We start from the raw sequence: 24,310 nt of genomic DNA on the forward strand, positions 1-24,310 counted from the left end.
GTTACCAAGGAATGGCGCTACCGGGCCGCAGCCGGGAAGTCGCGAAATTCCTGATCTCTCTGATCTCCCAGATCTTCCTGATCGAATTCCGGAAGGAAAAAACCCGCATGTCGAAGTTCGCCGCCATTCGCCATTCCAAGAACTCCGCCGGTACCCCGAAGACCGCGAAGTCCCTGCTGCGCCGCCGGGCCGCCGTGGTGGCCGCCGGTGTCGGTGTGACCGTCGCGCTCGGCGCCGGTGCCGCCTCCGCCGCCGACGGTGGTCTGCTGGGCCTCACCTCGCACGTCGGCTCGACCGTCAGCGCGCAGGCCGACGCCCAGGCCAAGGCCGCCGCCGACGCCAAGGCCACCGCGGCCAAGGCGAAGAAGGACGCGGCCAAGAAGGCCGACGCCTGGGTCAAGCCGGTCGACAAGTACACGCTGGGCGAGCCCTTCGGCATTCCCGGCAGCCACTGGGCCCACAAGCACAGCGGCCAGGACTTCGTCGTGCCGAGCGGCACCGCGGTCAAGTCCGTCCATAAGGGCACCGTCATCAAGGCCGGCCCCTGGGGCGGCGGTGACGGCCCGGCGTACGGCAACGCCATCGTGATCCAGCACGAGAACGGGACGTACACCCAGTACGCGCACCTGTCAGTGATCCAGGTCCACGTCGGCCAGCAGGTCGGCACCGGTCAGCAGATCGCGCTGTCCGGCAGCACCGGGAACTCGACCGGCCCCCACCTGCACTTCGAGGTCCGCACCGGCCCCAACTACGGGTCGGGCATCGAGCCGACCGGATTCCTGCGGGCTCACGGCGACGCCGTCTGAGCTGAATCCGGCCGGGCTGGCCGGCGGTTCGGCGGGTTCGCCGCCGTGACCAGTTCTGTGGCGACCTCGAGGATGGCCTTGCGCTTCTCCTCGGGGTCGCCTTCGACGTGCTGCATCGCGAACATGCCCGCGTGCATGGAGAAGAGCGCGGTGATGCAGCGCACCTGATCCGTCAGCTCCGCATCGTCCTCCTTCAGGAGGCCGAAAAGGGTCAGCATGCGCGCCTTGAAGGTCTCGCCGATGCTCAGATCGCGCACCGTGGCCTGGTTCTCCTGCATGAAGCGGAACAGCGGCTCGGCCGAACGCAGCGCCTCGTGGTAGCGGCGGATCACCTCCAGCTTGGTCTGAAGCGTCCGCGGCTGCCCCTCGGCCCAGGCGATCAGCTCGTCACAGGGCCGGCCCAGGTCCTGGAACAGGCTGATGACGATGTCTTCCTTGGTCTTGAAGTGGTAGTACAGCGCCGCCTTCGTGACGTCCAGCTTCTCGGCGATCTCCCGGAGCGAGGTCTTCTCGTAGCCCTGTTCGGAGAACAGCTCCAGAGCGACGTCCTGAATGCGCTGGCGGGTGTTCCCCCGGCGCTGCTGCCCTGTGCTCATGGTGCTCTCCTGCGTCGTCGATGCTGGTGGGAGGCGTGCCCAGGACCGGGCCAAAGAAACTTACTTGACGCCCGGCTAGTTAGCCGCCTACCTTCCTCACTGTACTGAACTAGCCGGGCGGCAAGTAAGTAGGAGAGGGAAGGCAAATGGGGAAGTCGCAGTCTGCGACCCCGACGGGGGACGGAAGAACGGCGGCGGCCGGGGCACAGGCCCAGGCCGCGCCGGAGGGCAAGCAGCCGGCGAGCGTGCGGCTGGTGCTCTTCGCGCTGATGATCGCGATGCTCCTCGCGATGCTGGACAACATGATCGTCGGCACCGCGATGCCGACCATCGTCGGTGATCTGGGCGGGCTGGAGCACCTGTCCTGGGTCGTCACCGCCTACACGCTCGCCACCGCCGCCTCGACCCCGATCTGGGGCAAGCTCGGCGACATGTACGGCCGCAAGGGCGTCTTCCTGACGTCCATCGTGCTCTTCCTGATCGGCTCCGCACTGTCCGGCATGGCCCAGGACATGGGCCAGCTGATCGGCTTCCGCGCCGTCCAGGGACTCGGCGCCGGCGGCCTGATGGTCGGCGTCATGGCGATCATCGGCGACCTGATCCCGCCGCGGGAACGCGGCAAGTACCAGGGCATGATGGCCGGCGTCATGGCCGTCGCCATGATCGGCGGCCCGCTGGTCGGCGGCACCATCACCGACCACCTCGGCTGGCGCTGGAGCTTCTACATCAACCTGCCGCTCGGCGCGGTCGCGCTGATCATGGTCACCGCGGTGCTGCACCTGCCGAAGAAGCGCTCCCAGGCCCGCATCGACTACGTCGGCTCCGCGCTGCTCACCCTGGGCATCACCTCCCTCGTCCTGATCACCACCTGGGGCGGCACCGAGTACGACTGGCTGTCGCCGCAGATCATCGGCCTCGGCATCCTGGGCGTCCTCGCCCTGATCGCGTTCATCCTGGTCGAGCGCAAGGTCGCCGAGCCGGTGCTGCCGCTGCACATCTTCCGCAACGGCAACTTCTCGCTCGTCACCGTCATCGGCTTCCTCGTCGGCTTCGTGATGTTCGGCTCGATGACCTTCCTGCCGCTGTTCCAGCAGACCGTGCAGGGCGCCTCGGCCACCAACTCCGGCCTGCTGCTGCTGCCGATGCTGCTGGCGATGATGGCCGTCTCGCTGTTCGCCGGCCGGGTCACCACCCAGACCGGCAAGTACAAGGTCTTCGTCGTGGTCGGCAGCGGCCTGCTCACCGCCGGCATGGCCGTACTGTCCCTCATGGACACCGGGACCACCCGCTTCACCTCGGGCGTCTACATGGCCGTGCTCGGCGCCGGCATGGGCTTCCTGATGCAGACCACGATGCTGATCGCCCAGAACAGCGTCGAGCTGAAGGACATGGGCGTCGGCTCCTCGTCCGCCACCCTCTTCCGCACCATCGGCGGCTCCTTCGGCGTCGCGATCCTCGGCGCGATCTTCACCAACCAGGTGCAGTCCACGATGGCCGCGCGGCTCGGCAAGGCCGCCGGCGACAAGATGGCCGGCGGCGGCGCCCAGATGGACCCCAAGCGCCTGCCCGAACTCCCGCCGATGGTCAAGGACGCGTACGCGCACGCGGTGGCGAACGGTGCCCACCAGGTCTTCCTCTGGGGCGCCCTGGTCAGCATCATCGGCTTCGCGGCGGCGTGGTTCCTGAAGGAGGTCCCGCTGCGGGGCGGGCCGGCGGCGAAGGCGGCCGCGGACCCGCAGGGCGGGGCCGCGGAGGCGGAGCGGGTCGCGGCGGCGGTCTGACGCGGCTGACGCGGCTGACGCGACTGACGCGCGCCGTACGTACTCGGCCGTCCCGCCGCGGTGGTCGCTCGCCGTTACGCCTGCGGCGGGCGAGCCGCTGCGCAGGGCTGTCGGGTGCGGTGACGGACCTCCGGCCCGCCCCCTCCCGTTGTGGGTGGGGAAAAACCCTGAGTGGGGGTGCACGTGACTGGTCGCGTGCACCCCCACTCAGCTATTTCCCCCACCAACGGGAGGGGACAGACCGGAGGACGAAGTCTGTAGGGCTGTCACCGCACCCGACACACAACCGCCCGCCGCATGGGGGTACCTCCCACGCCCTTCAGGCAGTGGGGGAGCAACGGCGAGCAACAACCGCGGCGGGACGGACGGGTACGTGGGAGGCGCCGCACAGCGCAGCGGAACGGTGGGCTATCTATCCGGAAGATGAATGACCGGAAAGCTCCCCGTACTCGTCGGGGCGTTCTCCGGCAGCCAGAGGACGGAGATCGCGCCCGTCGAACCGTCCGTCAGCTCGTCCGCGTTGCGGAAGGTCAGACGGGCGCCCAGCACGCGGGCCTGGCCCGCGGCGATGGTCAGGCCCAGCCCGTGGCCGCGGCCCGCCCGGTCGCTGCTGCCGGTGCGGAACCGGCTCGGGCCCTCGCGGAGCAGCGCCTCCGGGAAACCGGGCCCGTGATCGCGCACCCGCAGCACCCGGCCCTCGACCGTCACCTCGATCGGCGGCTTGCCGTGCCGCGCCGCGTTCGCGATCAGATTGCCCAGGATCCGCTCCAGCCGGCGCGGATCGGTGGTCGCCTCGGAGTCCCGTACGACATCGATCTTGATGTCCGGGTCCAGGGCCCGCACCCGGCGGGTCACGAACTCGCCCAGCGCCACGTCCTGCAGCTCGGCGCGCTCGGCGTAGCCGTCCAGCCGGGCCACCTCCAGGACGTCCTCGACGAGCGTCCGCAGCGCCTGCGCACGATCCCGGACCAGCTCCGACGGGCGGCCCGGCGGCAGCAGCTCGGCCGCGGTCAGCAGACCGGTGACCGGCGTGCGCAGCTCATGGGCGATGTCCGCGGTCACCCGCCGCTCGGCCTCGATCCGCTCCTGGAGCGCGTCCGACATGGCGTCCACCGCCCACGCCAGATCGTCCGTCTCGTCCCGGACCCGGCCGCCGACCTCGTCACGGATCCGTACCGAGGTGTCCCCGTCGGCCAGCTTCCCGGCCGCCGCGGCCGCCTTCCGCAGCCGCTTCGACAGCCGCCCGCCGACCAGTACGCCCAGCGCACAGCCGCCCACCACCACGGCGGTCGAACCGATCAGCAGCGCCTGGTCAAGATCGTCCAGAACGGCGAACCGGTCCGGGAACCGGTCGTGCATCGACAGCACCCGGCCGTCGCTCAACGGCGTCGCCGCCCACACCTCCGGCGCCGTCTCCCCGGTGTCCTGCAGATACGTCGCGCGCTCGTTCTCCGCGACCTCGCGGCGCAGCGGCTCCGGCAGCGCCGGATCGTCGATCTTCGCCCCGAACTGCAGCCGGCTGGTCGACTCGAAGATCTTCTGGGTGAAGTTCAGCCGCTCGACCTGCACGTCCCGGCTGTTGTCGAGCATGGAATGGCGGGCCGCGTTGTGCACGACGAGGCTCAGCGCGATCGCGACCAGCGCTCCGACGAGCGCGATCGCGGCGCTGAGCTTCCATCTCAGCCCTGTCCGCAGGGCCAGCCTCACCACCGGCGGCGTCAGCCTCTCAGCTTGTATCCGAAACCGCGGACCGTCTCGATCCGGTCCTGGCCGATCTTGCCGCGCAGCCGCTGGACATGGACGTCCACGACCCGGGTGTCACCACCCCAGCCGTAGTCCCACACCCGCTCCAGCAGCCGGTCGCGCGAGAGGACCGTACCCGGCGCGTTGGAGAACTCCAGCAGCAGCCGCATCTCGGTCGGCGTCAGCGCCACGTTCTCGCCGCCCTTGCGGACCTCCATGCCCTCGGTGTCGACCTCCAGGTCACCGAAGCGCAGCACCGCCTCGTCCGGGGCGTCGTCCGCCGCCGCGGCCGGCTTGGCGCCGTCCGGGCCGCTCGCGTGGCCGAAACGGCGCAGCACCGCACGGATCCGCGCCACCAGCACCGCCCCGTCGAACGGCTTGGTGACGTAGTCGTCCGCGCCCGCCTCCAGGCCCAGCACCACGTCGATCGAGTCGGCCCGCGCCGACAGCATGATCACCGGAACCGTCGACTCGTCGCGGATCCGCCGGCACAGACTGACCCCGTCCAGTCCCGGCACCATCACATCGAGCAGCGCGATGTCCGGACGGTTCGCACGGAACGCCTCCAGCCCCGCGAGCCCGTCCGGCATCGCGGTGACCACGAATCCGTCCCGCTCCAGCGCGAGCTGCGTCGCCTCACGGATGACGTCGTCGTCCTCGACGAAAAGCACATGGGTGTCGGCCATGCGGTTGTCTCAACCCTCCGACCCCGCGCCGCTGTCCCCGGGCGCCGGGATGCTGTCGACGGTGGTCTTGCTGTAGTCGGTGTGGTACTGGTCGGACTGGGTGAAGCGGCCGCCCGCCCAGTGGTACGTCGTCACGTCCTCACCGGACGGACAGCACACCTTGTCGCCGGCCGCGTAGGTCTGCTTCGAGACCTCCAGCTCACCCTTGTTCACCGCGGCGGAGACCGACGGCTGCTCATTCGCATACACGTTGTCATACCCGTCCTTCGCCCCGCTGTCCCTGCGGTACACGTAGGACCCGATCCCCACGGAATCCGCGCAGGTCATGACGTTGACGATGACATCGGGCGACGAACCGCCGGTCAGCGACGCATACGTCACCTCCACCGGGTACTCGTCGGCGGCGCACGGCTTGTACAGGGACTTCTTCACGTCCGCGCCGACCCTCGGATCGTCCCGCATCAGCCGGACCGCGTCGACCTTCTTGTACCCGGCCGACGAGGTCGGACTCGGCGCGCTGCTCGCCGCCCCCTTGGGCATCGGGGTGCTGCTCGCCGACCCCTCGCTGCGCACACCCTCGCCCCCCGGATTGCACCCGGCCAGCAAAAGGCCGACGGCGGCCACCCCCGCCGTGGCCGCGCCGCCTCTGGTCAACCCGATCCTGGTCAACCTGTTCCTGGACAATCCGCTCCTGCTCACCGTGCTGCTCGCACAGCCGCCGATCCCGCTGCTGCTCGTTGAGTGACTGAGTTGAGTGACTGAGCTCAGTGACTGAGTTCAGTGACTGAAGTGAAGGTATTCGTTGCTGTGTGATGCCGTTCGGCGAAGCCGACCCTGAGGTGTTCCCCGAGGCGCGTCCCCCGAGGTCTTCCTCGAGGACTCCCCTGGGGTGTTTCCCGAGGGCTTTCCCCGAGGTGTTTCCGAGGTGTTCCCTGATGTGATTGTGACGCGTCGACCCATGAACCGTACGGCTCCGGACCACGTGACCGTTTTCACACATTTGTCATGCGTGTGATCACTGAGGGCTCCACCCGCACGTCAGGCCGCGCACCGGCCCGCGCCACCCGCCGTCAGGCCGCGCACCGCTCCTGGTCCTGCCGCGCCCGGTCCTGCTCGCCGCGCTCCAGCATCCGCGCGTCGATGTCGCGGGCCTGCAACTCCTGACGCAGCCGCGCCAGCGCACGGTGCAGCGTGCTCTTGACCGTACCCGTGGACATCCCGAGCGCGGCAGCCGTCTCCTCCGTGCTCATCTGCTCCCAGTGCCGCAGCACGACGACGCTGCGCTGCTTGGGAGCCAGCACCCCGAGGATGTCCATCAGCAGCGCCCGGTCCGCGCGCTGCTCGGTGCCGTCGTCCACGCTCGCGTCCGGAAGCTGCTCGGTGGGCACCTCCTCCAGCTTGCGGGCCCGCCACCACTCCGTACGGGTGTTGATCATGACGCGGCGGAGGTAGGCGTCGGCCAGCGACTTGTCCGCGATCCCGTCCCAGCGGCCGTACGTGCGCACCAGCGCCGTCTGCAGCAGGTCCTGGGCGTCGACCGGATCGGGCACCAGACGCCGGGCGCTGCGCAGCAGGGCCTCCTGCCGCGTCCGCACGTACTCTTCGAAGTCCAGTACCTTGCCGCCGCTGGTCGCCATCCCGACGCCTCCGATCCGCTTGCGATTCCCCACGTTGACTGCGCTGGCGGTCATCTCCAGCACGTGGAAGACGCTACGGAGGGGGTGTTGCGGCGTAATGTGCGTCGGCCCCACAGCGAGTGCACGGAAAACCCTCGGTTGTGTAACAGCGCGCCGGGGGTCATACCTCGGGGGGACGGCGACCCCCGCGCCGTCATACTCCGGACGGACAACACCCCCGCCGAAAGGCCCATGAGGCGCACGGCATCCGGCACGACATCCGTCACGGCGCACGTGACGGCACATGTCACGGCACATGTCACGGCACCTTCACAAACATGTGGTCCGGCACAGCGCCGCCCGGCCGAAGAATCACCATCCAGCCAACTACCGACCCTTTTCGGCCGTGAAAGACAGTCAGGGGCGGCTACGGGCGCAGCCGCCCCTGGAGGTGCGGGGTGCCGGGGGTGTACGGGGCGCCGGGCGGACGGCCTCGCTATACGGCGGACGGAGTACGGCGCATGAGGTACGGCGCATGAAGTACGCACGCACGAAGGCACGGCGCGATCGCGCACGGGCGACGGATGGGCAGGGCGGCGGTTAGGGGTGAGCGACGGTTAGGGACGGGTGCCGGTTGGGGGTGAGCGACGGTTAGGGACGGGTGCCGGTTAGGGGTGAGCGACGGTTAGGGACGGGTGCCGGTTGGGGGCGAGCGGCGGTTAGGGACGGGTGCCGGTTGGGGGCGAGGGACGGTTAGGTGAGGGTGCCGGTCGCGCACGGGCGCCTGCGGCCCGCGCCCGCCCGCCCGGGGCCCGGTCGCGCACCGGCGCGGCTACGCACGGGCGGACCGGCACCGGTAACTCGGCCGACTACGTCGGCCGGGACCGTCGATCGGGGCCGTTCGTCGACCGACGGCCCGCCTACGACAGCGGCAATCGGTACCGTCCGCCGCCCAGCGGTTCCACCAGGCCGTCCGAGACCAGCCCGTCCAGCGCCCGGGCGCGCTGCACCGGCTCGTCCCACACCGCGTCCAGCACCTGCTGCGGAACCGGAGCCACCGCCTCCCGCAGCACCGCGAGCAGCTTCCCGCGCACCTGCCGGTCGGTACCGGCGTACGTCTGGGTGCGCCGCGGCGGCCCGTCGTGCGCCGGGGAGCCGGCCAGCCGCCACGCGCACCGCGAGGCGATCGGGCAACGGTGGCACTCCGGCGTGCGCGCCGTGCACAGCAGCGCACCCAGCTCCATCGTGGCCGCCGCCCAGCGTGCCGCCAGCTTCTCGTCCTCGGGCAGCAGTTGGCGGGCGAGCTTGCGCTCGGCGGCGGTGGTGGCGTTCGGCGGGAACTGCCGGCCGGCCACCGCGCGCGCGAACACCCGCCGCACGTTGGTGTCCAGCACCGCGTGCCGCTGCCCGTACGCGAACGAGGCGACCGCGGCGGCGGTGTACTCGCCGACGCCGGGCAGAGCCAGCAGCTGGGCGTGCTCGCGCGGTACGTCACCGCCGTGCCGCTCCTGTATGGCGGACGCGGCGGCGTGCAGCCGCAGCGCGCGCCGCGGATAGCCGAGCCGGCCCCAGGCGCGGACCGCCTCGCCCGGCGCCTCGGCGGCCAGGTCGGCGGGGCGCGGCCAGCGGGCCAGCCACTGCTCGTACACCGGCAGCACTCTGCTGACCGGCGTCTGCTGGAGCATGAACTCACTCACCATCACACCCCAGGCGCCCGCCTCGGGGCGGCGCCAGGGCAGATCGCGGGCATGCTCGTCGAACCAGTCGGTGACCGGCCCGTGCAGCGCGGTCCCGTCTGCGGCCTCCGCGGCCGGAACGGCGGCGGAAGCGGTCTCGGCGGCGTCGGACGTGGCAGATGAGGTGACAGGCGTCGAAGTCATGGCACCGACGATCCTGGCACGTCCGCACGCGCCCAGGAAACGCACCGGCCGCGCCCCGCCGCACGCCCACCCACTCGCAGGACGGCCACATACGCACGCCTGGCCGCTACCGCCGGTACGCCACCCCCACGACCGCCTCCGCAAACTCACTACAATCCGAGGGAACTGATTACTCTCCGTAATCGTTGCCGGGATAAGAAGGAGGCGACAAGGCGAAACAAGGCAAGGCGAAACAAGGCATGGCGGGTCCAGGCGATAACGGGGCGCGGCGGGGCGCGCAGGAAAATGCGCAGGACGCAGGACGCAGGACGCAGGACGCAGGACGCAGGACGCAGGACGCAGGACGCAGGACCCAGGACCCAGGACGCACGACGCAAGGCGCAGGGACACAGAGCACAAGGCGCAGGACACAGGGCGCAAGGCACACGGCCGGGATGCGGGTATGGCGAAGAAGACGAACGACAGCGACGGGCAGATGCCACAGATGCCAGAAGTGAGCGACAGGCGTACGGCGAGGGCGGGCGACAGTGCCGGCGAGTCCGTGCGCGGTGGCGAGGCTGCGTCCAGCAGCGAGTCCGTGCGTGACGGCGAGTCCGTGCGTGGCGGCGCGACAGCTGTGAGACCTGTGCCCTGTCCGCACGCGATCGAGCAGGCGCTGGCCGCTCACACGACGATCACCCTGGCGTACGTGGACGAGGACGGCCCGCAGGCCTGCGCGGTGCTATACGCCACCGGCGCCGCCAATGACGAGGTCGAGGCGGCCGAGGTGGGCGAGGCGGCGGGGGAGGTGGAGACGGCCGACGCGGCGGAGACAGGTGCGGGCGCGGTCGGCGGGCCGGTGCTGTACTTCGTCACCTCGGCCACGACCCGCCACGGCCGGGCCCTGGCCGAGCCGGGGGCCCGGGTCGCCTTCACGGTGCAGCGCGACGGCCAGGAGTGGAGTGCCCTGACGGGGATTCAGGGCCGAGGTCGCTGCCGACCTCTGTCGGGCGCCGAGCGGGCCGTCGGCTGGCGCGCCTATACCCGGCGCTTCCCCTTCGTCGAGGCGGACGAGCGGCTCCGGGCCGCGTTGGAACGCACGACCCTTTGGGAGCTGCGTCCTGACTGGCTGCGGCTGATCGACAACGGCCAGGGGTTCGGTCACAAGGAGGAGTGGCAGCGGCCGGAGGGGGCGTAGGTGCTGGGCGGTGCCGGGGGGCGCTGCCCGTAGCGGTGGCAGTGGCGGCAGCGGTGGCAGTGGCGGCTGGTCGGCGGGTTGGCCGTGGGGGGATGGGTGGGGTTGAGCGGGGTGGGCGAGGGGGGATGAGGGGTGGTGGATGAGGGGTGGTGGATGGGTGGGGTTGGTGGGGCGGAAGGGACGTGTGTGGCGGGTTGGGTGGGTGTGGGTGGTGGGGGCCGGGCTGATCATGGGAAAAGTTGCAGTCTGATGCGGCGGGTAGTGGCCGGTGCGGCTGCTGATCTCTCGTAGAGTTTCCGCGTGGGATCACTGCGCAATCCGATCGGGCCGCTTCCCTCCTCCATCTACTGGCGGCGGAGGGCCGTTGCGCTGGCCATCGTCGTCCTGCTCGCCCTACTGGTCGTGTGGGCCCTCAACTTGGGCGGCGGGGGCAACGGTGGCGACGAGGGCAAGGGTGGTGCGCACGGGAAGGGGCCCGCGACGTCGATCACGCCCGGACCCTCGTCCGCGGGCCCGGCGATCAGTCAAAAGCCGGGCGGACGCGGTGAGTCGGGGTCCGGAGGGGAGTCGGGGGACGACTCCGGGGCCAGCGGCGGTGCCGGCTCTTCGGGCGGCGGGAGCGGTGGCGCCGGCGGCGAGGACGACGGGGCCGGTGGTGGTTCCGGGGGCGGGGCGTCGGCCGGTGGTGCGGGAGCCGGCGGGCCGATCGGGCAGGGGTCCGGCAAGGGTGTTCCGGCCAGTTCTTCGTTGCCCAACTGCACTGATCCGAAGGTCGAGTTGGTGCTGCGGAGCGTCAAGGACTCGTACGCGCCGGACAAGAAGCCGAAGTTCGAGCTGACCATCAAGAACACGGCCGACGCGGCCTGCAAGGTGGACCTCGGGCGGAAGGCGACGGTGCTCACGATCAGCGACGCCGCGGGTGGCGACCGGGTGTGGGCCTCGAACGACTGCCCCTCGGGCACCGCGCCGGCGCTCTTGCAGGTGCCGGCCAACGGCTCCGTGAAGCGCACCGTCGAGTGGGACCGGCGAGCGAGCGGACCGCAGTGCGCGACGCCCAGTTCGGCCACGGTGCCGTCCGGTAAGTACCGGATCGAGGCCAAGGTGCCGGGGCTGGAGTCCGCCCGTACGTCGTTCGTTCTGGCCGAGGACTGAGCGTTCACCGTTTTTACCGCGTTCACCTCTTCACCGCGTTTACCGCGTTCACCTCCTTCACTGGTTCATCGTCGGCCGTTCGTTGATCGCCATTCGCTGATCGATGTTGGCCGTAGGCCGTCAGCCGTCAGCCGTCGCCGTCGGCCGTCGTCGGTTGGCGGCTCGCCGTAACGCTGAGCGCTGTGGAGCCTTGGCCGTTCCCGTTCCCGTTCCCGTTCCCGTTCGCGTTTGCGTTTCCGTTCCCGTTCGTCGTACGTCGTTGGGCGTGGGGCGTCCCTGATCCGGAGGCGGGGCCTCCGGTAATTCCGCTGGTGGGGATTTCGCTGATGGCGTGCGGTGCTGGTCCGGGCCGACGGGGTCCGGCACAGTCGGCGGTATGAAGCTACTGATGCTGGGCGGTACGGAGTTCGTGGGGCGGGCGGTCACCGAGGCGGCGGTGGCGCGGGGTTGGCAGGTGACGGTCTTCCACCGGGGGAGGCACGCGGCGCCGGAGGGCGTGACGGCCTTGCACGGTGAACGGGGGGAAGCGGGCACGGAGGGTCTCGCGGCGTTGCGGGAGGGGGAATGGGACGCCGTCGTGGACACCTGGAGCGGTGCGCCCTCGGCGGTGCGGGACGCGGCGCGGCTGCTGGCCGGGCGGGCCGGCAGGTATGCGTACGTGTCCAGCCGGTCGGTGTACGCGTATCCGGCGGCGTACCGGCTCGACGAGGACGGGCCGCTGGTGGCGGGGTCCGCGGACGCCACGGACGCCGAGGACTACGCGGCGGCCAAGCGGGGCGGGGAGCTGGCGGCGCTGGACGCGTTCGGGGAGCGGGCGCTGCTGGTGCGGGCCGGGCTGATCCTCGGGCCGTACGAGAACATCGGGCGGCTGCCGTGGTGGCTGGGCCGGATCGCCCGTGGTGGGCCGGTTCTGGCGCCGGGGCCGCGGGAGCTGGCGCTGCAGTACATCGACGTGCGTGACCTCGCGGAGTGGACGCTGGACGCGCTGGAGGCCGGGCTCGGCGGGGCGTACAACCTGGTGAGCGAGATCGGGCACGCCACGATGGGGGAGCTGCTGGAGAGCTGCGTGAAGGTCACCGGCTCGGATGCGGAGCTGCGCTGGACGGCGCCGGAGGACGTGCTCGCGGCCGGTGTGGAGCCGTGGACCGAGTTGCCGGTGTGGCTGGCGACGGATGAGTCGCGGGATGCGATGTTCGGGGCGGATGTGTCCCGTGCGCTGGCGACGGGGCTGCGGTGCCGGCCGGTTGCGGAGACGGTGGCCGATACGTGGGCGTGGTTGCGGAGTATCGGCGGGGTGGCGCCGCAGCGTCCGGACCGGCCGGTGGTGGGGCTGGCGGAGGAGAAGGAGGCGGCGGTCCTGCGGTAGGGAGGTCCCGGGGGTTTCGGGCGGGCCACCCAGCTCAAGGGCGGCGGGGAGGGGAAGGTGACGGGTGGGGGCCCTTAGACGTTGTTTCAGTTGGTGAGTCGGCGGTAGCTGATGAGGGCTGCGGCGATGCCGACGAAGGCCAGGAAGTGCTCGGCCTTTCGCTCGTAACGGCGGTGCAGCCTTCGGCATCCGGCCAGCCAGGAGACCGTTCTCTCGACGACCCAGCGGTGTCGGCCGAGCCGCGTGGACGACTCGATGCCCTTGCGGGCGATGCGGTGGCGGATGCGACGCTCACGAAGCCATTTCCGCAGGTGGTCGTAGTCGTAGCCCTTGTCGGCGTGGAGCTTGGCCGGACGCCGGCGGCGCGGGCCGCGGCGGGAGCGGATGGGCGGGATCCCGCGCACGAGCGGCTCCAGGCCGAGGCTGTCGTGCACGTTGGCGCCGGAGATGCCCAGCGACAGCGGCACACCGTTTCGGTCGGTGATCAGGTGGATTTTCGATCCCGGCTTGCCGCGGTCGGTCGGATTCGGTCCGGTCAGTGGCCCCCTTTTGCCGCCCGGACGCTGACGGAGTCGATCGCACACCGCGACCAGTCCAACTCGCCCCGGGCACCGAGCTCGTCAAGGATGACGCGGTACAGCCTGGCCCACACCCGATCCCGGCTCCACTGGGCAAAGCGCCGGTAGACGGTGGGCCAGGCCGGCCCGAACACCGGCGGCAGTTGCCGCCAGGTGCAGCCCGAGGTGGCCACGAAGATGATCGCTGCCAGGCATGCGCGGTCACCGGCCCGTCGGCGGCCGCCGCCTTGCGGGCGTATGACCTCCGTCGGCGGGACCACCCGCCGGAACAGCACCCACAACTCGTCCGGTACCAACCGCTCAACCAGATCCGTCATGCACGGCTCAACGAGCGATCACACCATCAGAAACGGCGTCTTAGGGGGGAGCCGAACGGATCCCGTAGGGGATGCGCGGGCCCCCTGCGAGGCCACAACGGCAAGGGGGAGGTGGCTATTCCCCGCCCACCTCCTGCAGCCCCCACCTACACGTACCGCTCCAAGATCGAGGACTCCGCCAGGCGGGAGAGGCCCTCGCGGACGGAGCGGGCGCGGGCCTCGCCGACGCCGTCGACGGTCTGGAGGTCGTCGACGCTGGCGGCGAGGAGTTTCTGGAGGCCGCCGAAGTGGTCGACGAGGCGATCGATGACGGTGCCGGGGAGGCGGGGGACCTTCGCCAGGAGGCGGAAGCCGCGCGGGGAGACGGCGGAGTCGAGGGTCTCGGGGGCGCCGCTGTAGCCCAGCGCGCGGGCCACGTTGGGGAGTTCGAGGAGTTCCGCGTGGGTGAGGGAGTCCAGCTCGGCGAGCGCCTCGGAGACCGTGCGGGCGCGCTTGGCGGTGGGCTCGGGGACGTAGTCGCGGACGACCAGTTCGCGTTCCGGTTCGACGCCGGCGATGAGCTCTTCGAGCTGGAGGGCGAGGAGCCGGCCGTCGGTGCCGAGTTCGACGACGTACTCGGCGATTTCGGTGGCGATGCGGCGGACCATTTCCAGCCGCTGGGCGACGGCGGTCACGTCCCGTACGGTCACCAGGTCCTCGATCTCCAGGGCGGAGAGGGTGCCGGCGACCTCGTCGAGGCGGAGCTTGTAGCGCTCCAGGGTGGCGAGGGCCTGGTTGGCGCGGGAGAGGATGGCCGCGGATTCCTCCAGGACGCGGCGCTCGCCGTCGACGTAGAGCGCGATCAGCCGCATGGACTGGCTGACGGAGACGACGGGGAAGCCGGCCTGGATGGAGACGCGCTGGGCGGTGCGGTGGCGGGTGCCGGTCTCCTCGGTGGGGATGGAGGCGTCGGGGACGAGCTGGACGCCGGCCCGGAGGATCTTGGTGATGTCCTTGTCGAGGACCAGTGCGCCGTCGAGCTTGCAGAGCTCGCGGAGGCGGGTGGCGGTGAATTCGACGTCGAGGACGAAGCCGCCGGTGCACATGGTCTCGACGGTCTTGTCGAAGCCCAGGACGATCAGTCCGCCGGTGTTGCCGCGGAGGATGCGTTCCAGTCCGTCGCGCAGGGCCGTGCCGGGGGCGACGGCGCTCAGCGAGGCGCGCATCAGGCTCTCGGTGCCGGATCCCCCGCCGGACCTGCCGGGAGTCGATGCCCGGTCGTTGGCTGCCACTGCACTCCTCCGTCGCACGGTCTGTCGGTCCGCGGGCCGCCCGGCCCTTGCTGTGGTTGACGTACCACCGGAGCGTACGTGGCCGACAGGCAATTCTGCGGTGACGGGCGAGACCAGGGCAAAGTCTACCGGCGCACACCCTCCTCCTGTGGGGCCTCCCGGCGTACGCGCTTGGGCAGGACGGTGAGTGCCTGTCCGACGTCGGCGACCTCCAGGACCCGCATGCCGTCGGGGATCTTGCCGGGGTCGGTGGGGACGAGGGCGTGGGTGAAGCCGAGCCGGGCGGCTTCGGAGAGCCTGCGCTGGACGCCGGTGACGCGTCTGACCTCGCCGGCGAGGCCGACCTCGCCGATGGCGACGAGGTTCTTGGGCAGGGGGGTGTCGCTGGCGGCGCTGGCGAGGGCGAGGGCGACGGCGAGGTCGGCGGCGGGTTCGGTGAGCTTCACGCCGCCGACGGTGGCGCTGTAGATGTCGCGTTTGCCGAGGGCGCTGATCCGGCCGCGCTGTTCCAGGACGGCGAGCATCATCGAGACACGGGAGGTCTCCAGGCCGGAGGTGGTGCGCCGGGGTGAGGGGATCTGGGAGTCGACGGTGAGCGCCTGGACCTCCGCCACCAGCGGGCGGCGGCCCTCCAGGGTCACCGTGAGGCAGGTGCCGGGGACGGGTTCGTCGCGGCGGGTCAGGAAGAGTCCGCTGGGGTCGGCGAGGCCGGTGATGCCTTCGTCGTGGAGTTCGAAGCAGCCGACCTCGTCGGTGGTGCCGTAGCGGTTCTTGACGCCGCGGACGAGGCGGAGGCGGGCGTGCCGGTCGCCTTCGAAGTGGAGGACGACGTCGACGAGGTGTTCCAGGAGGCGGGGGCCGGCGATGGCGCCGTCCTTGGTGACGTGGCCCACGAGGAGGGTGGACATGCCGCGTTCCTTGGAGGCGCGGATGAGGGCGCCGGCGACCTCGCGGACCTGGGCCATGCCGCCGGGGGCGCCGTCGATCTCGGGGGAGGCGACGGTCTGCACGGAGTCCAGGATCAGCAGGGAGGGCTTGACGGTGTCGAGGTGGCCGAGGACGGCGGAGAGGTCGGTCTCGGCGGCGAGGTAGAGGTGGTCGTCGAGGGCGCCGATGCGGTCGGCGCGGAGCCGGACCTGGCTCGCGGATTCCTCGCCGGTGACGTAGAGGGTGGGGTGGTCGGCGGAGGCGGATTTGGCGGCGGCGTCCAGGAGGAGGGTGGATTTGCCGACGCCGGGCTCGCCGGCGAGGAGGACCACCGCGCCGGGGACCAGGCCGCCGCCGAGGACGCGGTCGAGCTCGTCGACGCCGGTGGAGCGGGCGGTGGCCTGCTTGCCGTCGACCTGGCCGATGGGCAGGGCGGCGGTGGTGACCCGGCCGGGCGCGGTGGTGCGGACGGCGGGGGTGCCGCCGAACTCCTCGACCGTGCCCCACGCCTGGCATTCCGGGCAGCGGCCGAGCCACTTGGCGGTGGTCCAGCCGCATTCGGTGCAGCGGTAGGAGGGGCGTTCCTTGCCCGGCGCTTTACGAGTTGCCATGGGGTTCACGGTAGCGGCGGGGTCCGACAACGCCGCGGGCGACGCCGCGCCCGGGCCGTATCGCCTCGGTCCGGGCCGCCTGCCGTCGTTGCGCCGCCCGCCCGCGCCGTTCGTTGCGCCGACCGGGTGGCGCACGCCGCGTGCGTTCCTGGTGCCGTGGCCGGGTCGTGTCCCCTTTTGAGGGAGATGGTCACCCGTAAGGGTTAAAAGTGGTCCGGGAGAGTAAGTCCGGCTGCATCATCCGCCTACCGTCGCCGGGGTGATGAGCAGCAGGCCCGAGCACCCCACGCACTCCACCGGCGCACACCGGTCGCGCGGCGACGACCGGCGCCGGAGCCGTCCGCAGTCCGCCCAGCCTTCCTCCCGGCCCCTCCAGCCGCCCGTCCCGGGTGCCCCGGACGAGCCCGGTGACGGCTATCAGCCGTATCTGGACGGCCTGTTCACCTACTGCCTGTCGGTGCTGTGCGAGCACGACGCGGCGACCGCGGTGCTCGGCGAGATGCTGGCGCTGGCCGAGCGGCACCACCACCGCCGCCCGGCCGACCCGGCGTTGCACCGCGCCTGGCTGTACGCGCTGGCCCGCTGGGCGTGCCTGCGCCGGCTCGCCGAGCGGACCGGCGCCGGCGCCGGCGGCGACACCGGTCGCGCGGCGCCGCCCCGCGACAGCGAGCGGCGGCAGCGCGAGCTGGCCGTGCTGGCCTGGCCGGAGGCCGCGGGCACCGCTCCCGGGCAGCGGGAGGCGCTGGAGCTGTCGGTGCGGCACCGGCTCTCCGCCGACGAGGTCGCCGCGGTGCTCGGCGCCGACCCGATCGCCACCCGCGCGCTGCTCGCCACGGCCTCCTGCGAGGTGGAGCGGACCCGGGCGGCGCTGGCCGTCGTCGAGTCCGGCCGGTGCAAGGAGGTGGCGCAGCTGGCGGGGGACAGCAAGGTGCTGCTGGGGGCGGCGCTGAGCCGGGAGCTGGTGCGGCACGTCGACGACTGCGCGACCTGCCGGCGGACCGCGGAGCGGGCCACCGCGCCGGGGCCGTGGCCGGGCACCGCGCCGGCGGCCCGGGGTTCGCTGCCGCTGGTCACCGCGCCGCAGGAGGCGGTGCTGGGGGCGCTGGCGGCGGCCCGGCGGTCCCGTACGGGCCGGGCCGACGGCTCCGCGGCGGCCGGGCGCCGGGGCCGCTCGGGTGGGCCAAACGGTTCTCCTCGCTACGACCGCGGCGGTTTCCCGGTGGGCCCGCCGCCGGACCGGTCGGCGCGGCGGCGCCGGCTGCGCGCCCGGGCGCTGACCACGACGGTGGTCGCCACGGTCATCGCGGCGCCGGTGCTGGCCCTGTGGGCGGCCTACCGCGGTGCGCCCGCCACAGGGGAGACCGTGGCGGACGGCACGCCCTCGGTGACGGCGAACGACACGGACGCCGGGGCGCGGCTGGACGGCCGGTACGAGAACGCCGGGAACGCCCGGACCACGCCGTCGCCGGCCATCAGGGGCGACGGCCCGACGCCGGACGTGTCGGTCGCGGTGATCGGCGCGGACGGCACCCCGCTGCGGCCGGGCGAGGCGGACCGTACGGTGTCGGGTCCGGGGCGGCTGACGGTCGCCGCGCAGCCCAGCGGCGGCACGACGGCGATCACGATCAGCGCGTCCGGTGGCGAGCCGGTGCACTGGACGGCGACGCCGGGCGCGGCATGGCTGCAGATGAGCCAGACGGCGGGCTATCTGCGGCCCGGGCAGTCCACGACGGTCACGGTCTACGTCGACCACGACCGGGAACCGGCGGGCCACTGGCGGACCCGGATCGCCATCCGTCCGGGCGGCACCGCGGTCACGCTGGAGGGTTACGGCGGCGCCGGCCCGGCGACCGCCCCGCAGGGCCCGTCGCCGGCCGACCCGTCGCCGTCGCGTCCCCCGCACACGCCGGCGCCCACGCACCCCACACCCGCGGATCCGACGCCGGCCCCGTCGCAGTCGAGTCCGACGCCCGGCCCCTCGGACCCTTCGCCGACGCCGTCGCCGAGCGGTCCCACGGCGACCTCCGGGGCGACGCCCTTCAAGCCGTCGGACACCCCGTCGCACACGACCCGCCCGGCCCGCTGAGCTGCGGACCGGGCGGGGAGAGCGGTGAGTGCCGTGGGTCTACGGCCGGGGGTCCGCCGGGTGCGGGGCCATCGGCAGCTGTGCCGCCAGCCGCTGTTCGCACAGTTCGGCGAGCTTGGCGTAGCCCTTCTTGCCCATCAGCTCGGTCAGTTCCGGCTTGTAGGAGACGTAGACCGGTTCGCCCGCGCCGTGCGCCGAGGTCGCGGAGGTGCACCACCAGTGCAGGTCGTGGCCGCCGGGGCCCCAGCCGCGCCGGTCGTACTCGCCGATGGTGACCTGCAGCACCTGGGTGTCGTCGGGCCGGTCGATCCAGTCGAAGGTGCGCCGGATCGGCAGCTGCCAGCAGACGTCGGGCTTGGTCTCCAGCGGCTCGCGGCCCTCGCGCAGCGCGAGGATGTGCAGCGAGCAGCCGGCGCCGCCCTGGAAGCCGGGGCGGTTCTGGAAGATGCAGGAGCCCTGCCAGCGGCGGGTCTGCCGTTCGCCGTCCTCGTCGACCTCGACCCAGCCGGTCTCCGTGCCCACGTCGTGGAACTGCCACAGGTCGGGCGTGAGCCGCGCCACGTGCTCGGCGACCCGCTTCTCGTCGTCGTCGTCCGAGAAGTGCGCGCCGAGCGTGCAGCAGCCGTCGTCCGCCCGGCCGGCCTGGATGCCCTGGCAGCCGCTGCCGAAGATGCAGGTCCAGCGGGACGTCAGCCAGGTCAGGTCGCAGCGGAAGAGCTGTTCGTCGTCGGCCGGGTCGGGGAAGGTGACCCAGGCGCGGGCGAAGTCGAGTCCGACCTCGTCGGCCGGGGGCTGGTTCCCCTCGGCCGCCTGGGCGCGCCGCTTTTCTGCCTTCTTCGGCGCTTTTTCGTGCTTCGCCTTTTTCGTCTTTGCCACGACTCCAGCGTAAGGCGCGCCGCGCGCCATCCGGACGGGGCGGGCCACGCACCGCGCCGGGGCCGCCGGCCGTACCGCTCCCGGCAACGGTACGGACCGCGCCGACGAGCCGTGCCGGGCGTCGCGTTAGGTTTCCCCGTATGAGACTCGGTGTCCTCGATGTGGGTTCGAATACGGTCCATCTGCTGGTGGTGGACGCACACCCCGGCGCGCGGCCGCTGCCCGCCTACTCGCACAAGGCGGAGCTGCGCCTGGCCGAGCTCCTCGACGACGGCGCGATAAGCGATGCCGGGGTGGAGCGGCTGGTGGCCACCGTCCGGGAGGCGCTGCAGGTGGCCGAGGACAAGGGCGTGGAGAGCGTGCTGCCGTTCGCGACGTCCGCGGTGCGGGAGGCGTCCAACGGGGAGGACGTGCTGCGCCGGGTCGCCGAGGAGACCGAGGTGGAGCTGCAGGTGCTCTCCGGTGAGGACGAGGCGCGGCTCACGTTCCTCGCCGCCCGCCGGTGGCTGGGCTGGTCCGCCGGCCGGCTGCTGGTCCTCGACATCGGCGGCGGGTCGCTGGAGATCGCCTACGGCCTCGACGAGGACCCGGACGTGGCGGTGTCGCTGCCGCTGGGCGCCGGCCGGCTGACCGCGGCCGCGCTGCCCGGCGATCCGCCCGACCCGGAGGACGTGCGCACGCTGCGCCGCCGGGTCCGGGCCGAGATCGCCCGCGTGGTGAGCGAGTTCAGCCGCTACGGCACCCCCGACCAGATCGTCGGCACGTCCAAGACGTTCCGGCAGCTGGCCCGGATCGCCGGTGCCGCCCGCTCCGCCGAGGGCCTCTACGTCCAGCGGGAGCTGACCCGCAAGAAGCTGGAGGAGTGGGTGCCGAAGCTGGCCGGGATGTCCGCGCGGGAGCGGTCCGAGCTGCCCGGGGTGTCCGAGGGGCGGGCGCGGCAGCTGCTGGCCGGGGCGCTGGTCGCCGAGGCGGCGATGGACCTGTTCGGCGTGGAGACCCTGGAGATCTGCCCGTGGGCGCTGCGCGAGGGGGTCATCCTGCGGCGGCTGGACCACCTGCCGTAGGGGGCGTCCCCCTGGGGCCGGGCCGGGCCGGGGCGGCGGTGCGTAGGGCGGCTGCGGCGGTTGCCGGACGGCCCCGGGCCGTGGGCGGAGGCGAAGACACGCACGTGAGACTCGTCACGCCGTCGATCGGCCCCGCCACCTGCGTACCCCCCGCCCCACAAGCCACAACGGTGGGCGGCGGGGGTCCGGGCCTCCCGCCCCGCGCACAGCTCCGGCCCTTACGCTGTCCCTCGTGACAGAGCCAGTGGTGCGCATCCCGGATGCGAAGGTCGCGCTGTCCACGGCCTCGGTGTATCCGGAGTCGACGGCGACGGCCTTCGAGATCGCCGCGCGCCTGGGGTACGACGGCGTCGAGGTCATGGTGTGGACCGACCCGGTCAGCCAGGACATCGAGGCGCTGCGCCGGCTCTCCGACTACCACGGCGTGCCGGTCCTGGCCGTGCACGCGCCCTGTCTGCTGATCACCCAGCGGGTCTGGTCGACCGACCCGTGGGTCAAGCTGCAGCGCGCCCGCAACGCCGCCGAGAAGCTCGGCGCCTCCACCGTCGTCGTCCACCCGCCGTTCCGGTGGCAGCGCAGCTACGCCCGGGAATTCGTCCGCGGGGTGTGGCGGATGGCGAACGAGACGGACGTGCGGTTCGCCGTCGAGAACATGTACCCGTGGCGCTACCGCGACCGCGAGATGCTGGCGTACGCCCCGGACTGGGACCCCACCAACGACGACTACCGGCACTTCACCGTCGACCTGTCGCACACCGCGACGGCCCGGAACGACGCGCTGGACATGGTGGAGCGGATGGGCGACCGGCTGGCGCACGTCCACCTCGCCGACGGCAACGGCTCCGCCAAGGACGAGCACCTCGTACCGGGCCGCGGCAGCCAGCCCTGCGCCGAGGTGCTGGAGCGGCTGGCCGCGAACAACTTCTCCGGGCACGTGGTCGTCGAGGTCAACACCCGCCGGGCGATGTCCGCCGCCGAACGCGAAGCCGACCTGGCCGAGGCGCTGGCCTTCACCCGGCTCCACCTGGCCTCGCCGACCTGGGTGCCGGGGTCCTGAGCGGGGCGGGTCCCTGACCGGGGCGGAGTGGCCGACGACGGGGCCGCAGCCGGGTCGGCCGCAGCCGGTCCCGCCGGGCTACCCAGGGGCGCTGTCCGTACTCCGGTCACCTGTCTCACATACCGGAGCCGGTGTCCGGATCTTGGATCAAGAGCGTAACCTCGGGATCAGCTGCGGTATGCCGCTGCTGCTGTACGGCTGAACGTACGTATCCCGAGGGAGTGACCATCGTGCCCGAGCTGAGGTCCCGCACCGTTACCCATGGCCGCAACATGGCGGGCGCCCGCGCCCTTATGCGCGCCTCGGGCGTAGCGGGCGCGGACATCGGCCGCAAGCCGATCATCGCCGTGGCGAACTCCTTCACCGAGTTCGTGCCGGGCCACACCCACCTCCAGCCGGTCGGCCGGATCGTCAGCGAGGCGGTGAAGGCGGCCGGCGGCATCCCCCGCGAGTTCAACACGATCGCCGTCGACGACGGCATCGCCATGGGCCACGGCGGCATGCTCTACTCCCTGCCCTCCCGCGACCTGATCGCGGACAGCGTGGAGTACATGGTCGAGGCGCACTGCGCCGACGCGCTGATCTGCATCTCCAACTGCGACAAGATCACCCCGGGCATGCTGAACGCCGCGCTGCGGCTCAACATCCCGACCGTCTTCGTCTCCGGCGGCCCGATGGAGTCCGGCCGCGCCACCCTCGTCGACGGCACGGTCCGCACCCTCGACCTGGTCGACGCGATCTCGGACGCGGTGAACGACAAGATCTCCGACGCGGACATCCTCCGCATCGAGGAGAACGCCTGCCCGACCTGCGGTTCCTGTTCCGGCATGTTCACCGCCAACTCGATGAACTGCCTCACCGAGGCCATCGGCCTCTCCCTGCCGGGCAACGGCTCGGTGCTGGCCACGCACACCGCCCGCAAGGCGCTGTACGAGAAGGCCGGTCGCACGGTCGTCGAGCTCACCACCCGCTACTACGAGGGCGGCGACGAGTCGGTCCTGCCGCGCAACATCGCCACCTTCGACGCGTTCGAGAACGCCATGGCCCTGGACATCGCCATGGGCGGCTCGACCAACACGATCCTGCACCTGCTCGCCGCGGCCCAGGAGGCCGGCGTCCCGTTCGGCCTGGAGGCCATCGACGCCGTCTCGCGCCGCGTGCCCTGCCTGGCCAAGGTGGCCCCCAACGTCGCCAAGGACCGCACGTACTACATGGAGGACGTGCACCGCGCCGGCGGCATCCCGGCCCTGCTCGGCGAGCTGCACCGCGCCGGACTGCTCAACGAGGACGTGAACTCCGTCCACAGCCCCTCGCTCGCCGACTGGCTCAAGACCTGGGACGTGCGCGGCGGTTCACCGTCCGCGGAGGCCGTCGAGCTGTGGCACGCGGCCCCCGGCTGCAAGCGCTCCGCCGAGGCGTTCTCCCAGTCCGAGCGCTGGGAGGCGCTGGACGAGGACGCCGAGGGCGGCTGCATCCGCTCGGCCGAGCACGCCTACTCCAAGGACGGCGGCCTCGCGGTCCTCAAGGGCAACCTGGCGGTCGACGGCTGCGTCGTGAAGACGGCCGGCGTCGACGAGTCGATCTGGACGTTCGAGGGCCCGGCCGTGGTCTGCGAGTCCCAGGAACAGGCCGTCGAGAAGATCCTGAACAAGCAGGTCAAGGACGGCGACGTGGTCGTCATCCGCTACGAGGGCCCCAAGGGCGGCCCCGGCATGCAGGAGATGCTCTACCCGACCTCGTACCTGAAGGGCCGGGGCCTGGGGAAGACCTGCGCACTGATCACCGACGGCCGCTTCTCCGGCGGCACGTCCGGCCTGTCCATCGGCCACGCCTCCCCCGAGGCGGCCGGCGGCGGCACGATCGCCCTCGTCGAGGACGGCGACCGGATCCGCATCGACATCCCGAACCGCACGATCGAGCTGCTGGTCGGTGAAGAGGAACTCGCGGCGCGCCGCGAGGCCCTCGGCGGCGTCTACGCCCCCAAGAACCGCGAACGCAAGGTCTCCGCGGCCCTGCGCGCCTACGCCGCGATGGCCACCAGCGCGGACAAGGGCGCGGTGCGGGATGTGAACAGCCTCGGCTGATCCACGGCTAGGACAGCAGGGAGGCCCCCGTCGTCTGACGGGGGCCTCCCTGCTTGTTCCCTGCCCGGGCCCTCAGAACTTCTGCTGTTTGGCCCCGGGGGGCAGGAAGCAGGGGGTGCTGACGGAGAGGCGGAGGGTGTTGGGGGGTTTGACGGAGTCGGCAATGAGAGAGAAATTCTCTTTCTCATGGTAACCGTCGAGAATTACCTCGTGAGAATGGGGGCGTTCTTCGTAAGAAGAGACGTCCATGCCACCCTGCTTCTTGAGCGCGGCCCGGAGTTTGCGGACCGCTGGAATGTGCTCTTCCTGCGGGAGGTCGGCATATGCGGTGTAAGTCAGGGTGTACCGGCCATCGTCCGCAACCTCGTCGTTTTGGCCGACGCAGTCCTCGAAGTCGGTGAAGGGGCTGCCGAATCTCTTGCCGATCTTGACTCCCGCATAGTGAGCCATGGTGGCGGTGTACTGCTTGGCCCAGGCCAAAGAGTCCTCACGGCTCTTACGCGGCAGAGCCTTGTTGGGGTCGTCGGCAGGCTGAGACATACATGCTCCGGTGAAAATGATGACCGAGGCGGTCAATGCGATCAGGCGGGTTCGCCTGAAAAGCTTGATCGTCACCTCCGAGTGCTTTTTCTCCAA

At 71.7% G+C, this 24,310-nt stretch carries 21 protein-coding genes; 10 read left to right on the forward strand and 11 right to left on the reverse strand.

All coding sequences use genetic code 11. The annotated features are described in order from the left end of the window. Positions 1 to 107 precede the first annotated feature (107 nt). Positions 108 to 806, forward strand: a complete 699-nt coding sequence (locus V2J85_RS34655; protein ID WP_261956370.1) for a M23 family metallopeptidase — start codon at positions 108 to 110, stop codon at positions 804 to 806. On the opposite strand, the gene V2J85_RS34660 is transcribed toward V2J85_RS34655, so the two are convergent. After that, positions 788 to 1,402 carry a TetR/AcrR family transcriptional regulator gene (locus V2J85_RS34660; protein ID WP_261956369.1) on the reverse strand — a complete coding sequence of 205 codons (615 nt, stop codon included), beginning with the start codon at positions 1,400 to 1,402 and terminating at the stop codon, positions 788 to 790. The genes V2J85_RS34655 and V2J85_RS34660 overlap by 19 nt on opposite strands. A gap of 146 nt (positions 1,403 to 1,548) precedes the next feature. On the opposite strand from V2J85_RS34660, the gene V2J85_RS34665 reads away from it, so the two are divergent. Further along, on the forward strand, positions 1,549 to 3,183 hold the full coding sequence (locus V2J85_RS34665; RefSeq protein ID WP_261956368.1) for an MDR family MFS transporter: 1,635 nt from the start codon (positions 1,549 to 1,551) through the stop codon (positions 3,181 to 3,183). Between the two features lie 408 nt (positions 3,184 to 3,591). Here the strand turns inward: V2J85_RS34665 and cseC are convergent, their stop codons facing one another. Genes cseC through V2J85_RS34680 form a run of 3 tightly spaced genes read right to left on the reverse strand, consistent with a single transcriptional unit; the run spans position 3,592 to position 6,044 of the window. After that, positions 3,592 to 4,893, reverse strand: a complete 1,302-nt coding sequence (cseC, locus tag V2J85_RS34670) for a two-component system sensor histidine kinase CseC (RefSeq protein WP_261956367.1) — start codon at positions 4,891 to 4,893, stop codon at positions 3,592 to 3,594. An 8-nt stretch (positions 4,894 to 4,901) separates the two neighbouring features. Next, entirely contained in the window at positions 4,902 to 5,612 is a 711-nt protein-coding gene (cseB, locus tag V2J85_RS34675; protein WP_261956366.1) for a two-component system response regulator CseB, read from the reverse strand. Between the two features lie 9 nt (positions 5,613 to 5,621). Then, the gene (locus V2J85_RS34680; RefSeq protein WP_410011293.1) at positions 5,622 to 6,044 is read right to left on the reverse strand and encodes a hypothetical protein; all 423 of its coding nucleotides are present in this window, start codon (positions 6,042 to 6,044) and stop codon (positions 5,622 to 5,624) included. Between V2J85_RS34680 and V2J85_RS41505 the strand changes: the two genes are divergently transcribed. Continuing rightward, positions 6,025 to 6,357, forward strand: coding sequence for a hypothetical protein (locus V2J85_RS41505; protein ID WP_410011292.1), 333 nt, complete (start codon positions 6,025 to 6,027; stop codon positions 6,355 to 6,357). The genes V2J85_RS34680 and V2J85_RS41505 overlap by 20 nt on opposite strands. A 325-nt stretch (positions 6,358 to 6,682) precedes the next feature. Here V2J85_RS41505 and V2J85_RS34685 read toward each other — a convergent pair whose 3' ends face one another. Together V2J85_RS34685 and V2J85_RS34690 are read right to left on the reverse strand one after the other, a co-directional pair. Next, on the reverse strand, positions 6,683 to 7,303 hold the full coding sequence (locus tag V2J85_RS34685) for a SigE family RNA polymerase sigma factor (protein WP_078871998.1): 621 nt from the start codon (positions 7,301 to 7,303) through the stop codon (positions 6,683 to 6,685). Between the two features lie 845 nt (positions 7,304 to 8,148). Then, on the reverse strand, positions 8,149 to 9,108 hold the full coding sequence (locus V2J85_RS34690) for an HhH-GPD family protein (RefSeq protein ID WP_261956364.1): 960 nt from the start codon (positions 9,106 to 9,108) through the stop codon (positions 8,149 to 8,151). A gap of 625 nt (positions 9,109 to 9,733) precedes the next feature. On the opposite strand from V2J85_RS34690, the gene V2J85_RS34695 reads away from it, so the two are divergent. From V2J85_RS34695 to V2J85_RS34705, 3 genes are all read left to right on the forward strand, one after another. After that, positions 9,734 to 10,285: a pyridoxamine 5'-phosphate oxidase gene (locus tag V2J85_RS34695; RefSeq protein WP_330823764.1), complete on the forward strand. Its 552-nt coding sequence runs from the start codon at positions 9,734 to 9,736 to the stop codon at positions 10,283 to 10,285. Between the two features lie 300 nt (positions 10,286 to 10,585). After that, positions 10,586 to 11,437 carry a hypothetical protein gene (locus V2J85_RS34700; RefSeq protein ID WP_330823765.1) on the forward strand — a complete coding sequence of 284 codons (852 nt, stop codon included), beginning with the start codon at positions 10,586 to 10,588 and terminating at the stop codon, positions 11,435 to 11,437. A gap of 376 nt (positions 11,438 to 11,813) precedes the next feature. Beyond that, the gene (locus tag V2J85_RS34705; RefSeq protein ID WP_330823766.1) at positions 11,814 to 12,803 is read left to right on the forward strand and encodes an NAD-dependent epimerase/dehydratase family protein; all 990 of its coding nucleotides are present in this window, start codon (positions 11,814 to 11,816) and stop codon (positions 12,801 to 12,803) included. Positions 12,804 to 12,889: 86 nt separating this feature from the next. Here V2J85_RS34705 and V2J85_RS34710 read toward each other — a convergent pair. From V2J85_RS34710 to radA, 3 genes are all read right to left on the reverse strand, one after another. Further along, positions 12,890 to 13,698, reverse strand: a protein-coding gene (locus V2J85_RS34710; protein WP_261956360.1) for an IS5 family transposase whose coding sequence is annotated in 2 segments (ribosomal slippage) — positions 12,890 to 13,348 and positions 13,351 to 13,698 — 807 coding nt in all. Because the reading frame shifts where the segments join, the coding sequence is not laid out codon by codon here. A gap of 146 nt (positions 13,699 to 13,844) precedes the next feature. Next, complete coding sequence (gene disA / locus V2J85_RS34715; protein WP_030415811.1) at positions 13,845 to 14,969, reverse strand: DNA integrity scanning diadenylate cyclase DisA; 1,125 nt, start codon at positions 14,967 to 14,969, stop codon at positions 13,845 to 13,847. Positions 14,970 to 15,094: 125 nt separating this feature from the next. Next, positions 15,095 to 16,507 (reverse strand): DNA repair protein RadA, encoded by a 1,413-nt coding sequence (gene radA / locus V2J85_RS34720; protein ID WP_261956359.1) that lies wholly within the window; start codon positions 16,505 to 16,507, stop codon positions 15,095 to 15,097. A 262-nt stretch (positions 16,508 to 16,769) separates the two neighbouring features. Here radA and V2J85_RS34725 point away from each other — a divergent pair, with 262 nt between their 5' ends. Then, positions 16,770 to 18,593 (forward strand): BACON domain-containing protein, encoded by a 1,824-nt coding sequence (locus tag V2J85_RS34725; protein ID WP_330823767.1) that lies wholly within the window; start codon positions 16,770 to 16,772, stop codon positions 18,591 to 18,593. 39 nt (positions 18,594 to 18,632) lie between these two features. Here the strand turns inward: V2J85_RS34725 and V2J85_RS34730 are convergent, their stop codons facing one another. Next, entirely contained in the window at positions 18,633 to 19,469 is an 837-nt protein-coding gene (locus V2J85_RS34730) for a DUF3109 family protein (protein WP_261956357.1), read from the reverse strand. 140 nt (positions 19,470 to 19,609) lie between these two features. Between V2J85_RS34730 and V2J85_RS34735 the strand changes: the two genes are divergently transcribed. The 3 genes from V2J85_RS34735 (at position 19,610) to ilvD (ending at position 23,674) form a co-directional block, all read left to right on the forward strand. Then, the gene (locus tag V2J85_RS34735; RefSeq protein WP_261956356.1) at positions 19,610 to 20,533 is read left to right on the forward strand and encodes a Ppx/GppA family phosphatase; all 924 of its coding nucleotides are present in this window, start codon (positions 19,610 to 19,612) and stop codon (positions 20,531 to 20,533) included. 232 nt (positions 20,534 to 20,765) lie between these two features. Next, positions 20,766 to 21,590 (forward strand): sugar phosphate isomerase/epimerase family protein, encoded by an 825-nt coding sequence (locus V2J85_RS34740; protein ID WP_261956355.1) that lies wholly within the window; start codon positions 20,766 to 20,768, stop codon positions 21,588 to 21,590. 230 nt (positions 21,591 to 21,820) lie between these two features. Beyond that, complete coding sequence (ilvD, locus tag V2J85_RS34745; RefSeq protein ID WP_330823768.1) at positions 21,821 to 23,674, forward strand: dihydroxy-acid dehydratase; 1,854 nt, start codon at positions 21,821 to 21,823, stop codon at positions 23,672 to 23,674. 72 nt (positions 23,675 to 23,746) lie between these two features. On the opposite strand, the gene V2J85_RS34750 is transcribed toward ilvD, so the two are convergent. After that, entirely contained in the window at positions 23,747 to 24,310 is a 564-nt protein-coding gene (locus V2J85_RS34750; RefSeq protein WP_330823769.1) for a hypothetical protein, read from the reverse strand.

The sequence above is a fragment of the Streptomyces bugieae genome, from assembly GCF_036352915.1.
Taxonomy (GTDB): domain Bacteria; phylum Actinomycetota; class Actinomycetes; order Streptomycetales; family Streptomycetaceae; genus Streptomyces; species Streptomyces endophytica.

Bases quoted from the DNA above. Each gene is read 5' to 3' on its own strand.
- V2J85_RS34655 (WP_261956370.1), top strand. From the start codon at position 108: ATGTCGAAGTTCGCCGCCATTCGCCATTCCAAGAACTCCGCCGGTACC.
- V2J85_RS34660 (WP_261956369.1), bottom strand. From the start codon at position 1,402: ATGAGCACAGGGCAGCAGCGCCGGGGGAACACCCGCCAGCGCATTCAG.
- V2J85_RS34665 (WP_261956368.1), top strand. From the start codon at position 1,549: ATGGGGAAGTCGCAGTCTGCGACCCCGACGGGGGACGGAAGAACGGCG.
- cseB (WP_261956366.1), bottom strand. From the start codon at position 5,612: ATGGCCGACACCCATGTGCTTTTCGTCGAGGACGACGACGTCATCCGT.
- V2J85_RS34685 (WP_078871998.1), bottom strand. From the start codon at position 7,303: ATGACCGCCAGCGCAGTCAACGTGGGGAATCGCAAGCGGATCGGAGGC.
- V2J85_RS34690 (WP_261956364.1), bottom strand. From the start codon at position 9,108: ATGACTTCGACGCCTGTCACCTCATCTGCCACGTCCGACGCCGCCGAG.
- V2J85_RS34705 (WP_330823766.1), top strand. From the start codon at position 11,814: ATGAAGCTACTGATGCTGGGCGGTACGGAGTTCGTGGGGCGGGCGGTC.
- radA (WP_261956359.1), bottom strand. From the start codon at position 16,507: ATGGCAACTCGTAAAGCGCCGGGCAAGGAACGCCCCTCCTACCGCTGC.
- V2J85_RS34725 (WP_330823767.1), top strand. From the start codon at position 16,770: ATGAGCAGCAGGCCCGAGCACCCCACGCACTCCACCGGCGCACACCGG.
- V2J85_RS34735 (WP_261956356.1), top strand. From the start codon at position 19,610: ATGAGACTCGGTGTCCTCGATGTGGGTTCGAATACGGTCCATCTGCTG.